Source organism: Treponema sp. J25 (genome assembly GCF_004343725.1).
GTDB lineage: Bacteria > Spirochaetota > Spirochaetia > Treponematales > Breznakiellaceae > J25.
In genome coordinates, this window is record NZ_PTQW01000053.1 from 13782 (window position 1) to 27595 (window position 13814).

The window sequence follows — 13814 nt, forward strand, 5'->3', positions numbered from 1 at the left end:
ACTTGACGCGGTCCTTTTAAGCGATATACTTCAAAAGAAGAGATACCTACCTCTCATTTCCCGGAGGGGAAATCGTTGTATAAAAACCAAGAGACTTAGATGAAGGAGGAAATTCATGGTTAAGAGATTAGGAGCCGCTCTCCTTATGCTCAGTGTGGGCTTTGTTTCGCTCTTTGCCCAGAATAAGGTCCAGGCAGAGGTGAGTAAGAAGCAGGATGTGGCGGTGTTTGCCCTGGGCTATTATGGGTACAATATCCCCCTTGAGGTCCTCGCGAATGTGGATGCGGAGATTCAGGGGGTCTTTGTTAATCTGGGTCGCTTTAATGTCTTAGGTCAGGCCGAACGGTTTTCCGCCCGGGACCTGCAGGCCTTTATCGATCTTATCCAGACGGCAAAACAGAACAATACTCCCCTGCCGGATGAGGTGAAATTTGGGGATGTCCAGCTTACCGAAGGGCTCCTTAAAAAACTGTATGGAGCCTTTGTGGTGGTGATCCCCACTATTGTAGATTTTAAGGTTGATAAAGCCAACAACCAGTACCAGGCGATGATTAAAACGAGTGTGGCCTTCCTGAACGTAGCGGAGGGAAAGACCATCGGGATGGCCAATATTACCACCACGGGAAGTTCCCGGGAAACCCAGACCAAGGCCATTCGGGAAGCCATTGATGCAATTCCGGTTCAACTAACCTACGAGGTGCGGAAGATTCCCTCCTTTACCCTGCGGACCCAGGTGCTCCAGGTAAAAGGTGGGGAAGTAAAGATGCAGTTTGGTCAGGACATGGGGGTTGTTAAAGGGGATGAATACATGGTGGTAAGCCGGGAGACCATCGGGGGCCTTATGGATGAACGGGAAGTGGGCCTCGTGGTAATTAAAGATGTGGGGAGCCAGGTGGCCACCGCAACCGTTCGGTATGCCGACAAGGGTCTTGTAGAAGGGGCCCAGCTTGTGGAAGTTCCCCGCTTAGGAGCCGATTTTGGTCCCTACCTCATGTATCTTAAGTACTTTGATACAATTAAGAATAGCAAGGGGGAGAGTACCAGTGGTGCCCTGGCCATAGGCGCGAAGATCCCCGTTACCCGGGGCTTTTACGATGTGCGACCGGTGGTAGGCGCCCAGGTGAACCTGGATCGCTTCTTCCTCTTCCCCATCATCGTTTACGGAGGGGTGGAATATAACCTCTATCTGGGCCGCCTGGCCATAACCGGCACCGCCGCTATTGCGGGGGGCTCGAACTATTTAATCCAGCGGTTTGAAGAACAGCTTTCTACATCCGATGATAAGTGGTTTACCCACTACGGATTTAAGCTGAACGGCGAAGTAAGCTACCTTGTCAGCCGGGATATGCAGGTCTTTGTAAACGTGGGCATGGATTACATGCTCGGTATTTTTGATGGCCTCGGGGGCTTCTTTAAGAGCTTTGGCGGTACCGGGATTGCCGCGGGGGTAAGCTTTAAGCTATAAGGGAGGCATGAAAGGAATCATTGTAGCGGCCGGGTATGGGACTCGGTTCTTACCGGTAACCAAGACCATACCCAAGGAGATGCTTCCCCTGATTAATGTGCCTTCCATCGCCTTTATCGTCGATGAATTTGTAAAGTCCGGGATAGAGGACATTATCATCATCAGTTCCCGACGAAAAAAGGTGATGGAAGATTACTTTGACCGGGAAGTAGAATTAGAAACAATCTTTGAAAAAGAAGGAAAAACGGACCGCCTGCGGTGGATAAAGCCGCCGGCGGAGGTTCGTATTGTCTTTGTCCGGCAACAGCACATGCTGGGAACCGGCCATGCCCTGCTGCAGGCCCGGCCCTTTATCGGCGATGAGCCCTGTGTGGTGGCCTATCCCGATGACCTCCAGGTGGGTGAGCCCCCCCTCGCGGCTCAGCTTATTGAAAAGTGGCGAGAAACGGGCTGTTCCGTGATGGCCACCGTGTATGAACCGGGCGATGTGAGTCGGTATGGGGTTCTGGATATCGCCACCGATGGGGAGCATGTGCGGGCCATCGTGGAGAAACCAAGCCGGGGAACCGAGCCAAGCCACGAGGTTTCCATTGGGCGTTACCTCTACACCCCCGAGTTTTTCACCTACCTTGAAGAGGGCTGGCAGCGGCATGAGGGGGGCGAGTACTATCACATCTATGCCCTTAATAAGCTTATGAATGAAGGGAAGGTGGTGTACCGGCGTCTTTCGGGTAAGCGCCTTGATACGGGAGAGCCCGAAGGATACCTGGAAGCTATTCTCTGGTATGCCGATACGGTCCCTTCCCTCAAGAAAGTACTGGATAGTTATTTAGAACGCCGCCAGAAGGCATAGCCCCCACTACAGAGGGCGCCCCCGAAATGGGGTCGCCCGCCCTCTCCCCCAAAATGGCCTCCAAAGGGGGCGTTTTGTCAGGCCAGTTTTACCCGCTTAAAAAGCCAGGGTGCGCCGCCACTTACCCACAGGCCAATGAGTCCATAGCGGACAAAGCGCCCCGCCTGATACCAGGCTGCCCCCTCCGGGGGGAGAAGGGGTTTTAAACCCGCGTAAAGGAGAAGAACCCCCACTATGCCGAGCCCATACCGCAGGGCTCGAGTTGTCCGGGGGGCGGGTTTCCCCTCTGGCCCCTCAGAAGCCCTAAAGCCCAGCGAAGGAGAAACCAGCAGTACCCCCAGGCACATCCCAAAGAACACACCCCCGAAGCTGACATCCTTTGGATTAAGGGCGTTCATACAAAAGACCAGAAGGGCTGCAAGGAGTAAGAGAAAACGGGGCGGTATGTTTTTAAGGTATGATTCTAGGGTGGAATATCCAAAATAGTATACTGCAAGTACTCCGAGACCTACGAGCCAGCCCGCCACAACATCGGTGGGAAAATGGACCCCTAAATACAGCCGGGTAAATCCGACAAGGAGAGACAGTCCCACCACAAGAACTACCCCCAGAGACGATGGATCCAGGGCCCCGCGATGCCCCAGAACGTCAGGGTAAGCTGGGCATGGCCGGAGGGAATCCCGAAGGAGTCTTCCCGGGCCAGGCCTACCGCTGGATCAAGTTCGTATGGTCGGGGTTGGTGAAACCATTCTTTAAGAGCCCCGTTAAGCCAGGCGGAAAGCACGAAGGTAATACCCAGTCGCAGGCCCTTTTGTTCATCGATACACCAGTACACAAAAGGAATGAGGGCAAGATAGGCATACTCGGAGCCCAGAAAGGTAATCCCCTTCATAAGGCCGGTGACCAAGGGCGATTCAATCTGCTGAATCCAGCGAATAACCACTAAACCCCAGGAATACCACTGTTCCATATTGTTCCTCCCTTGACGGTGAGTATACTCTTTTTTTACCATTCCCGCCATGGAAGAAATTTTTAGCCGCACCGAAAGACTCCTCGGTAAAGAGGCGCTCCAGGTTCTTGCCCGGAGTCGGGTGGTGGTAGTAGGCCTGGGGGGTGTAGGGGGCTATGCGGCGGAGGCCCTTGCCCGCTGTGGCGTGGGTTCCCTCATTCTGGTGGACCACGATAGGATTGTACCCACTAACATTAATCGACAGATCATTGCCCTGCACTCTACGCTAGGAAAGCTTAAGGTAGAGGTCATGCAAGATCGGATTGCCGATATTAATCCCCCCTGCACAGTAACGGTCTATCCGGTCTTTGTAACTCCAGAAAACTGTGATGCCCTTATCCCTCCAGATAGCTCCTACGTGGTTGATGCGATTGATACAGTTTCTGCGAAGGTTGCCCTCATTGAGTATTGTTATAAGCGGGGTATCCCTATTATCAGTTCCATGGGAACGGGGAACCGGATCGATCCAACCCAGCTCTGTCTGGGGGATGTGTACGAAACCCGGGGCTGTCCTCTAGCCCGGCGGGTCCGGCAGGAACTGAAAAAACGGGGGATTTCTGCCCTTCCGGTGGTGTATTCGAAGGAAGAACCCCGCTGTAAAAGTCAGGCCCCTGCTGGTAAGGGCGGAGGCGGGGCTTCTGGGGGACGCCCCATTCCCGCAAGCATAGCCTTTGTGCCCTCTGTGGCGGGGCTTCTTATGGCTTCCCGGGTAGTTCAGGATCTTATCAAAACCGTAACAGAAGGGGAAAGCCATTTCCCTCCCGGTTAAGCATGGTTTCTCATCTTGTACAGATGGGGCATGGCAGCGGGTACTGAATGAAAACCCCTTACGTGCGGAGGCCCGGGGAATCCTCTATCGGGTGTCCCCTGTCACTCTAAAAAAGAAGCGCTACGAGTTTCAAAGGGAGAAAAGGAGGAACGCATCGAGAGCACCTGTTCAGGGAAGGGAATATCGTCATAGCGTCCCACGTTATTCCAGTAGGTAAGACCGGGATTTCCCGCATCCCGGGTGGCAAGAAGCTGGTATAACACATAGGTGGGGCTGTAATATTTTCTGTCATAGGCCACGTTAAGAAAAAAGGCCTGAGCATAGGGGCGAATGAGGGCCCGATTGCGGGTAATCCGCTGGGCCCGGAGGGTTCCCTGATAATAGATACGGTACGGACGAAGCTCCGCGGGTTCCTGGGCCATGAAGGTTTGTTCAAAATGGCTGGGATAGTACATAGGACACACGATATCCGCATAGCGGGAAAGCACCTCCAGTTCCTGGCCGGTTCGGGCCCCCGTTCGATACCAGCCATTGGCTCCATAAATATCGATTGAAATAGGGACGGAAAGGATGCTTCGCATGTGCCGAAGAAAGGACAGAATGGCGCTTTCCATGTCCATGCCCGCCTCTCTCCAGCGATAGGTGGCATCTTTTAAGTTGATTCCATCGGTGGGGAAACGGATATAATCAAATTGAATTTCATCGAAGCCCCGCGCCTCTAGTTCCTTCGCTATATCGCCGATATACTGCCATACCACTTCTGAGTAGGGGTCCACCCAGCTTTCATCGTAAAAAACCCGATGTGTTTCACTGTTTTCAGAGCCCTGAGCATCCTGCAGGGTCCTCTGAGTTTCATAGTACCCTCGCCAGGGGCTATTGGTGGTTTTATCCCACACCGCATACCGGCCCCCTTCTTTCCTGGCAAGCTCGGGGTCTTTGAATACCACGACGCGGGCCACCGTGTAAATTCCCTGTTGTTTCATGGTCGTAAGGAACGTATCGAGATTGATGGGATTAAAGACCCGTCCTTTAGCGGTAATGGTGGGATTTTGAGGCGAAAAACGGAGGCGACCATAATCATCTTTCATATCGATGACCACAAGGTTAATATGCCGCTCCGCCATGAGGGACAGGTATGGAGCAAGGCTTTTGGGGCTCAGGGCATGATTTACCGGCAGGTATATCCCTTCTTTACCCCGGGCCTGGGGAGCGGCGGTGTTCCGGACCGCCCCTGGCTGGTCAAGGAGGTACAGTTCGGAGAGAACGAGTTCGTTCCCTGAAGAGGAGGGGAACGGCTCCGTTTCGGAGGAAGCCGAAGGGGAAACTGGGCCCGATGGGGTTTCTGAAAATAGGACTATGCCGTTAAGATATCCCGGTACCGTTTCTTTCAGCGCCTGGAGCATACCCTGGAGCGATGGTTCCTGCCGAACCATGGAGGCCAGCCCTTGCCCGTCCGGAAGAGGAGAAGAAGGGGATACCTCCCTTGGTGGGCTTTCACGGGTGGTATTGCTCTGGGGACTTTTGTCAACCTTTGAGGGTATAAAGGAAAGGATCTTCCCTTCGCTGAGGGCAATAAGACGTTCTCCCCAGGGACGGAGGGAATCGAAGGTCATGAAGGGCCCTTCAGGGCCCTTCCAGAGAGCATCAAACCGTTTGTTTTGCCAGGAAAGGGCGTAGAGCCGGGGCTGAAAGGTCTGAATGGCATAGATTGAGGGCATTTCCCCGGTATTTAAATTTTTATTGGTGGCCCCCTGGCTTTGGTTCTGGCTTCCCTTTGGTGCGGGGAGGACGAGGATATCCGCCACCTCATCGGGGTTTGCGGTGCTTGGGTGGAGTTCCAGCCCCCCGTTCAGACTTTGCCAGGTTCGGTTGCGGCGATTATCCAGCGTAAGAAAGAAAACCCCATAGATGCTGTGGCTGGCGAATACGGTTAATTCCGGGAGGGATGCCACCGCTACGGCTTTGATCCCATTTGTCCTGGCGGGCGGCATACCGAGGGAAACCCATTCCTGGCCTGCCGTGTAGGTAATAAAAACCCCTTCCCGGGTAGCGCATACCCACGTATCTGGTTCATCGGGATGGATCTCCAGATCTTTGATGTCCTGTACCTGCTGGAGAAAGGTCTTTTTTCCTTCCTGGATAATTTTGAGGGTCTTGATGGGAAGTCCCCGATTCCGGGGCTCCCACTTTTGAAGATTTGAAGATACCCATATCCCCTGGTCGGTAAGGAGAATGTACCGTCCCTTCTGCACGAGGATCTTTTTTACCTCCCCTTCCTGCCAGAGGGGACTCATCCGTTCCTCTCCCTGATTGCGGGTTATGAAAAAAAGCCCCTGGGTGGTTCCTGCCAGGGCCCTGAAAGAAGAAGATGTCTGAGCTTGAACAGAGGATAGAATAATCCCTTGGAGAAGAATATAAAAAAGCAAAAAAAGAAGCATTCGCGCTTTGGCCATATGGACATATCCTAGCGGATTTTGTTTCTTTGAAAAAGCCTCTTTGTTACTACCGGTTGTTACGGGATACTTCCATGGGAAGGGGAGTAGCCACGGACCGACAAAAATGGGCTATCCCTGGGGGCACGATTAAAATGCGATGGATCGATGGGTGTTTTCGAAGGGAAAGGTTCACTGTCCCGCCGTAGGGCGGCTCACTGACAACTTAACTATGGAAAAAAAACGCTTCTTACCCTACAATGGTACTACACAATGGTACTACCAGGGGAGGCTGCATGCTAAAGAGTGTTACCCGAACGATAGGGATTCTTACCAGTGGGGGCGATTGTCCCGGTCTTAATGCGGCGATCCGTGGGGTCTGTCGGGCTGCCTATGATCGTTACAACATGTCGATTATCGGGATCGCCAATGGGTATCGGGGCCTCATCGAGGCGGATGCTCGCCTTTTAAAACCAGAAGATTTTTCGGGGATCCTTACGCGGGGAGGAACCATTCTGGGAACAAGTCGGGAAAAACCCTTTAAAAGCCGGAAAGGCGAATACGACTCGGAAGTTGCCCAGGATAAGGTGGAAATAATCAAGGAAAATTATAAAAAGTTGAATCTGGACTGCCTTGTCGTATTAGGGGGAAATGGAACCAATACCACAGGGTACCTTTTGTCGAAAGAGGGGCTTAATGTGATTGGATTACCCAAAACCATCGATAACGATATCGTCGGGACGGATATTACCTTTGGGTTTCATTCAGCGGTATCCATAGCTACCGAAGCGATAGACCGGCTCCATTCTACCGCCCACAGTCACAACCGGGTGATGGTCATCGAACTCATGGGACATAAGGCGGGATGGCTTGCCCTGTATGCGGGTGTGGCGGGGGGAGGAGACATTATTTTGATCCCCGAAATTCCCTATAACATGGAGGCCATTACCCGCCATCTATTAAAGCGAGCCCGGGATGGCAAAAGCTTTTCCATCGTCGTGGTAGCGGAGGGGGCCCTCTCAGTAGAAGAGGCCCAGATGGAAAAAAAGGAACGGAAGAAGTATCGGGAGAAAACCGCCCAGCCTTCTATCGGCTATCGGGTGGCCCGGGAAATAGAAGAAGCCACCGGCATGGAAACCCGGGTTACCGTGTTGGGGTATCTTCAGCGCGGAGGCATTCCCAGCGCCTGGGATCGGGTACTGGCCACCACCTTTGGGACTGCCGCAGCGGAACTCCTTGCCCGGGGCGATTACGGAAAAATGGTATGTATGCGGGGGAATGAGGTGGGATCCGTCAGCCTTGAAGAGGTGGCGGGGAAATACAAGGCCGTTCCCCCGGATCACTACATGATTGATACGGCCCGTTCAGTGGGTACCTGCATGGGCGATGAGTAGCCCTTTTGCTGGTGGGCTGGGGGCGTCCAGAGGTTCCTTTACAGAGCCTGGCAATCCAATAGCGTAGATTTACGGGAGTGGCCGGGGTTCCGCCAGGGCGTATCCCTGGGCATAATCGACGCCGATGCGGCGAAGCCGCTCAATGATAGCGGGGGATCGGACGAATTCGGCAATGGTTTTAAGACCCATCACGTGTCCCATGGAGTTAATCGATTCTACCATCGTAAAATTGACAAGGCTTTCATCGATATTTTGGACGATGGAACCATCGATCTTGAGATAGTCGACCGGGAGATTTTTAAGATAATTGAAGGATGAGAAACCGGAACCAAAATCATCCAGGGAAAAACTAAAACCATGTTTTTTAAGATTTTCGATGAATCGGGATGCATAGGAAAGGTTCTGGATGGCCGCCGTCTCGGTGATTTCGAGACAAAAATACCGGGGATCCACGCTGTAGGTAGTACAGGTGCTTAAAATGTAATCGATAAAACTTTCGTCCAGGAGGGATGGCCCGGAGATATTGATGGAAAAAATTCGCTTTATTAGTTCGTGATTCTTATTTTTAAGAATGAGCCAGCTTTCCATGACCTGTTTGATGACCCACCGATCGATAAGGCTGATAAGGCCGTACCGCTCTGCGGCGGGGATAAAGGCCCCGGGGCTTATTATTTTCCCATCTTGATCTTCCATGCGGATAAGAATTTCCAGTTTAGCCACATGGGAGGCACTCGAATACATCGGTTCGATAGGCTGATACCACAGACGGAAGCGATTTTGTTCGAGGGCTTCGTTTATTTTGCTTACCCACTCCATCTGGCCCCGTCGAATAATGTAGCGATCCTCATTTCGCTGGAAAACCCGGATGCGTCCCCCCCCTTCTTCTTTTGCTATGTAGCAGGCATCATCCGCGGCAGCCAAAACATTCTGAATATTGTTGTCCTCTGCGGTGAGGGGCACCACACCGATGCTGAAAGAAAGGGGAAATATGTTTTTGTTCCACACGAATTTTTTTGACTGAACCGCATTTTGAAGCCGCTGGGCGACCTGAACTGCATCCTCGAGCTTACAGTCGTGAAGAATCAGCCCAAATTCATCGCCCCCGAGGCGGGCCACAAAATCGTTTCGCTGGGTAAGGCTTTCCAGCAGTTCCGCAATCTGGCGCAACAGTTCGTCCCCCGCCATGGTGCCACAGGTGTCGTTCACTATTTTAAAACGATCCACATCGAGTTGGAGGAGCGTATGGGTTCCGCCGTTTTTCTGGATATCCTCCAGGATGGTCTTTAGATGGATTGAAAATTCATCCCGGTTGGAAAGACCCGTAAGGGTGTCGTGGCTCGCCTGGTAATCGACGGTGGCAGAAAGCCGTTTTATTTCAGTCACATCCCGGAATGCGACCACATAGCCCTGGATATCGATTCCTTGATAATGGATCCGGGTAATAGAGCCATCAACCACGTACGAATGGCCGTAGCGGTTTCGGAGAATAACATCCTTAAATTTATAAAACTGGTGTTCCTGGGGAAGTGCCTCCGGAAAAAGGGGGAGCATCGTCTTGGCATTCAGAAAAGTTACGGTCTGGACGAGGTTTTTCCCCCGAATCTCCTCATCGCTCCAGCCGGTCATGTTTTCTGCCATGGGGTTAATAAAAAGGATGTTGAGGCTCGTATCCACCGCCATGATACCATCATTTACACTGTGGAGAATGGCGGAGAATAGCTGTTCCTGTTCTTTTATTTTTTTGTCTGCCCTGAACTTATAGAGGGCCATGTCAATAGTGGTATACAGTTCCCGCTCTTTAAACGGTTTAAGGATGTAGCCAAAGGGCTCTGCCACTTTTGCCCGTTCAAGGGTATGTTCATCTGCATAGGCCGTAAGGAAAATAACGGGAATATTGAGTTCTTCTTTTATACGTTTTGCTGTGTCGATACCATCCATGGCTCCGGAAAGCATGATATCCATCAGGATAATGTCAGGCCGGTGGATCCGGGCCTTTTCAAGGGCTTCCTCTCCTTCTGCGGCGGTATCGCATACCACATACCCGAATCGTTCAAGACGACGCTGGAGGTCTAGAGCTATGATTTTTTCATCTTCTACAATTAAAACCCTCTCGGCATCCATACCATATCCTGCTTATGTAATGAGTATAGTATAAAAACGAAAGTGGTCAACAGAAAACCTCATAGAAGACCTAATTTTTCGAGTATTTTACTCGCCTTTTGTTGGGGGCTTTTACCTTCGTCCCGGATGATGTAGTGGGCGCTCTCTGCGTAGGCTTTGTTTCGTCTCAGGTGAAGTATCCGGTGGGTTTCTTGGGGATTTTCGGTTTGCAGAAAGGGAGGTAGCGTGCCTGTTGACCCCTGGGCGGTAAGAATGCGCTGCCACGCCTCTTCGGCGGATATCTCAAGAAAAACAATGGTTGTTTTTTTCTGGAGAAGTTCCCAGGCCGGCGGGTTATCTATGATGCCACCACCGGTGGCCACAATACAGCCCTCTTTCCCTTTTTCTAGGATTGTTTTCAGGGCTTCGTATTCCGCCGCTCGAAACGCTTCTATGCTCCGTTGAAAAAGCTGACGGGGAGAGAGGCCGGTTAATTGGGTAATTATATCGTCTGTATCGTACCAGTCCTGGGAAAGCCGCTGGGCCAACTCCCGGGCAAGGGTGGTTTTCCCACAGTGTTTTGGCCCTACGAGGGCTATTATGATGTTTTGTTTCTTACTTGTCACGGATTTCTCTCCACTTTATAGTGACATAGAAAGGCTTCTTGTGCAATCTCTTCGAAGGTAAAGAAATGAATTTGTTTTATAATGAGGTTCTTCCTTATGGTACTAAGTCTGATACTAGCGTTCCTACCTCTTGTATTGTACGGGGGCTTTCTCTGGCAGGTATGGGGAAAGAGGGGGTTCCCGCTTCTTCTTATGGCTACGGGGCTCGGTGGGGGGGCGCTTCTGGGGAGCGCTCTCCTTCAGGAATTGCTTCCCGTCCCGGACCTTTCTGTTCCCTGGAGTATGCTCTATGAAAAGCTCATCCGTTCCGCTTTGATTGAGGAATTGATGCGTTATTTGCTGACTTTGCTGATTGTCACGCAGAAAAAGGATACCTGGAGAAAACAGGTTTTTATCGGTACCGGCGAAGTGCAGAATTTCCTCTTCTGGGGACTGTGGGGCGCCTTTGGGGGACTCGTTTTTGCTACCCTGGAAACTATTCTCTATACCCTGCGGTTTTCGGGGAGCCTCTGGGTGCGACTTCTTCCAACTTCCCTTATCCACGGGACCTGTGGGGCCTTGATAGGAAAGGGGGTATATAAAGAAAAAGGAAGGGGTTCCTTCATATTCGCCCTGGCTATTCATGGGTTGTACAATGTTCTCGTGGGGCTTCCCTTCTTTTTTTCTGCGATAGGGGTGATTTTTGCGGTTTTGGTCTTTTTTGTTTTCTGGCTACCCCTTTTAAAAGAAGTGAAAAAATAGGGCCCTGAGAAGGGCCCCGCCGTGGGTGAGCCCGGAGTGGGGGGAGCGCCTGATCGCCTGAGCCGTGGGCTCTGGGGGAGTGGGCCGGGCTGGAAGCCCGGCCGGGGGGGGATGTGGAAGCGGCGAAGGAAGCAGGCGCGAGGGGGGAGCCGCGGCGGCCGAGGCGGGGGCGTGGGGAGAGCGGCCCAGAGGAGTAGTTTTCGGTGCTCCCCCTTTTTTTTTTAGAGTTGCGCCTTCGCCAAAGGGATGCGACAATGAATGTGGGAATGAGCGGTCTTTCTGGTGGTGGCGTTAAGAACACCTACTTTGACTCGCGGTTTTTGCCGGTGACGGCTCCCCTGCCGGGGGACCTGATAGTCATGGGTAGCCCTGGCGATGAGCATATAGGGATTTACGGGGGGAAAGATACGTCTGGACGGGAGTATATGTATAATAGCGCGCCTGCGTATAGGTTCTTTGAGTCAGGACCCAGAGTGAATTATCTTGATGAAAACGATTTTTATTATAGAGAAATAATAATGAATAAAAGTTATATGGAACGATGGAAAAAAAACTATACAAAGGAGTATCTCAAATGGAAAGGATATTAATAGTATTGTTATTGTTTAACTTTTTAATTTGTTTCGCAGAAAACAGTGAGATAAATACAAGTCAAAGACTAATATTATATAAAAAGAATACTGAACAGTATCGTGATGTGTATGGAAGAGCGATTGATATTAATAAGGATAGAGCAAAAATCGAAGAGTGTCTCCATATTCCGCAGCGCAACTATAAGCTAGAAGTGAAGGTAGAACGGGTAGCAAGGTTTAACTATTCTATCGAAGGTCTTATCTATGGCCCGGAAAAACCAAATATCAATAATCCGCTTTCATTTAATGAACTTCTCCTCGTTGATGTAGAGGGGAATATGTACTTCAGTGGAGCTGAGTATATGGATAAAAATGGGAAGGATATGATGAGTACTCCTAAAAAATATCAAAAAGAAGGAGATGTTTTTTTTAATCTAAAAGATGCTGAATTGGAATCGATAATGAAGGCTTATAATGATATCACTTTCTCAGAAAGGATATTTTCCTCGCGTCCTATGTTGTTATCAGATGGTATAAATAAGTTCTACTTTTATCAGAAAATTGATTTTATATATTTAGAAAAATGGTTGAGAGATATTTTAATTATTAAAAAAGATAAAAGCCTAGATATTAGAATATTGCCCTATACCGATTATTTCATACCATTCGGTGACTCATATTCCAAAAAATCACTTGATAGCAAGAACCGCATTTATCTTGGTCTGTGGAGCTGGGACAAAGAAGATTATCGGAAGGTGGATCGATTCCAGGTGCTTGTCTACGATTTTGAAAAAGACACAATGTATTTTATAGAGTGGCTAAAACCCACAGAGGGGAACGAAACAATAATTCAGGTTTCTTATGTTGTCGGCGATGACGATGCAATATATGTTCAGGTGGTGGCCGATGCAGCGTGCACTATCTATCGGATAACTCCTTTGTGGGATGCGCCGATGGAACGTATTGAGTATCGTCCGATGTTCTATGAGTTTTATCCTGAGATAAAGGAAAAAGAATCTCAGGCAGCTTTTCCCGAGGAGGAGTTCGATGAGACGAATTGACATGAAGCTAGTGCTGTGTTTTCTGTTGGTCATTGTATCCAGCCCAATGGGATGGACAGAGGAGGGCGGGACGGCACCGCTTGAACAGTTCACCTATTATGGTCCTAATAAAACCCCCAATTGAGGGGTATCCAAAGAATTTTTACAGGTATTAAGGGTCTCTTGTATGAAGAAAATCATAATTGTCGTCTTTTCATTAATTCTTGCAGTAAATCTTTTTGGTGATGGAAAATATAAAGAGGAAGACTTTATCGGTTCATGGTATTTTATTGACGGTATGGAGTGTGTTGACGTTAAACAATGGTTGATAATTGAAAAGGTGAAGGGAGGTTTACAGGTGCGATATAATGATGGGAAAAGCATATATGCTGCTGTATTATTGCTAACTTCAGATGGTCGATATGTGAAAGGTCTGTTGTCTGGGCTGGGATATGTGGTGATAGGGAAAGTCCAATCAATTTCTCCATTTGAGCATAATGGAATTGGAGTTGATCTTTCTGGTGGACCAGATGATATCCTATTAGGATATTTTCAAAAGAAAGAGGTACTTGAAAAACTAATTGGGAAAAAACTTCCAGCGATACAGTGAGTATCATAAAGAAAAACCTGTTGTAAAATAAGCATATGTTCTCCTATCACCTCACCGCCCCGGCACTTCTCAGGGGCGTGCCAGCACCCCTAGAAGGCCGCGGAATCCCTAGAGGTCCCCAGGGCCCCCCCCCCCCCCCCCCGCTAGGCTAGAGTTCCTCAATCTCCTCCCGGGGAAGGCCGGTCACCTCGGCAATGATATCA

At 50.3% G+C, this 13814-nt stretch carries 13 protein-coding genes; 8 read left to right on the forward strand and 5 right to left on the reverse strand.

The window, feature by feature from the left end; translation table 11 throughout:
- Nucleotides 1-115: 115 nt before the first annotated feature.
- Nucleotides 116-1465 (forward strand): hypothetical protein, encoded by a 1350-nt coding sequence (locus C5O22_RS12750; protein WP_132782413.1) that lies wholly within the window; start codon nt 116-118, stop codon nt 1463-1465.
- 7 nt (nt 1466-1472) lie between these two features.
- The gene (locus C5O22_RS12755; RefSeq protein WP_132782415.1) at nt 1473-2318 is read left to right on the forward strand and encodes a UTP--glucose-1-phosphate uridylyltransferase; all 846 of its coding nucleotides are present in this window, start codon (nt 1473-1475) and stop codon (nt 2316-2318) included.
- A 77-nt stretch (nt 2319-2395) separates the two neighbouring features.
- On the opposite strand, the gene C5O22_RS12760 is transcribed toward C5O22_RS12755, so the two are convergent.
- Nucleotides 2396-2914 (reverse strand): phosphatase PAP2 family protein, encoded by a 519-nt coding sequence (locus C5O22_RS12760; RefSeq protein WP_207895391.1) that lies wholly within the window; start codon nt 2912-2914, stop codon nt 2396-2398.
- A 5-nt stretch (nt 2915-2919) separates the two neighbouring features.
- The gene (locus C5O22_RS12765; protein WP_132782419.1) at nt 2920-3288 is read right to left on the reverse strand and encodes a phosphatase PAP2 family protein; all 369 of its coding nucleotides are present in this window, start codon (nt 3286-3288) and stop codon (nt 2920-2922) included.
- A gap of 49 nt (nt 3289-3337) precedes the next feature.
- Between C5O22_RS12765 and C5O22_RS12770 the strand changes: the two genes are divergently transcribed.
- A complete protein-coding gene (locus C5O22_RS12770; protein WP_132782421.1) occupies nt 3338-4096 on the forward strand; it encodes a tRNA threonylcarbamoyladenosine dehydratase in 759 nt (252 codons plus the stop codon).
- A gap of 101 nt (nt 4097-4197) precedes the next feature.
- Here the strand turns inward: C5O22_RS12770 and C5O22_RS12775 are convergent, their stop codons facing one another.
- Nucleotides 4198-6549 carry a putative glycoside hydrolase gene (locus C5O22_RS12775; protein ID WP_132782423.1) on the reverse strand — a complete coding sequence of 784 codons (2352 nt, stop codon included), beginning with the start codon at nt 6547-6549 and terminating at the stop codon, nt 4198-4200.
- Between the two features lie 275 nt (nt 6550-6824).
- Here C5O22_RS12775 and C5O22_RS12780 point away from each other — a divergent pair, with 275 nt between their 5' ends.
- Entirely contained in the window at nt 6825-7922 is a 1098-nt protein-coding gene (locus C5O22_RS12780) for a 6-phosphofructokinase (RefSeq protein ID WP_132782425.1), read from the forward strand.
- 69 nt (nt 7923-7991) lie between these two features.
- On the opposite strand, the gene C5O22_RS12785 is transcribed toward C5O22_RS12780, so the two are convergent.
- On the reverse strand, nt 7992-10043 hold the full coding sequence (locus C5O22_RS12785) for an EAL domain-containing protein (protein ID WP_132782427.1): 2052 nt from the start codon (nt 10041-10043) through the stop codon (nt 7992-7994).
- A 59-nt stretch (nt 10044-10102) separates the two neighbouring features.
- The gene (locus C5O22_RS12790) at nt 10103-10648 is read right to left on the reverse strand and encodes a shikimate kinase (protein ID WP_243692950.1); all 546 of its coding nucleotides are present in this window, start codon (nt 10646-10648) and stop codon (nt 10103-10105) included.
- 96 nt (nt 10649-10744) lie between these two features.
- On the opposite strand from C5O22_RS12790, the gene C5O22_RS12795 reads away from it, so the two are divergent.
- The 4 genes from C5O22_RS12795 to C5O22_RS12810 all read left to right on the forward strand — a co-directional run bounded on the left by C5O22_RS12795 (nt 10745) and on the right by C5O22_RS12810 (nt 13611).
- On the forward strand, nt 10745-11389 hold the full coding sequence (locus C5O22_RS12795) for a PrsW family intramembrane metalloprotease (RefSeq protein ID WP_165910526.1): 645 nt from the start codon (nt 10745-10747) through the stop codon (nt 11387-11389).
- A 254-nt stretch (nt 11390-11643) separates the two neighbouring features.
- Nucleotides 11644-11979, forward strand: a complete 336-nt coding sequence (locus C5O22_RS12800; RefSeq protein WP_132782430.1) for a hypothetical protein — start codon at nt 11644-11646, stop codon at nt 11977-11979.
- Nucleotides 11964-13022: a hypothetical protein gene (locus tag C5O22_RS12805; RefSeq protein WP_132782432.1), complete on the forward strand. Its 1059-nt coding sequence runs from the start codon at nt 11964-11966 to the stop codon at nt 13020-13022. The genes C5O22_RS12800 and C5O22_RS12805 overlap by 16 nt, the downstream gene beginning before the upstream one ends.
- A 166-nt stretch (nt 13023-13188) precedes the next feature.
- Nucleotides 13189-13611 (forward strand): hypothetical protein, encoded by a 423-nt coding sequence (locus C5O22_RS12810; protein WP_132782434.1) that lies wholly within the window; start codon nt 13189-13191, stop codon nt 13609-13611.
- Nucleotides 13612-13814: the final 203 nt, after the last annotated feature.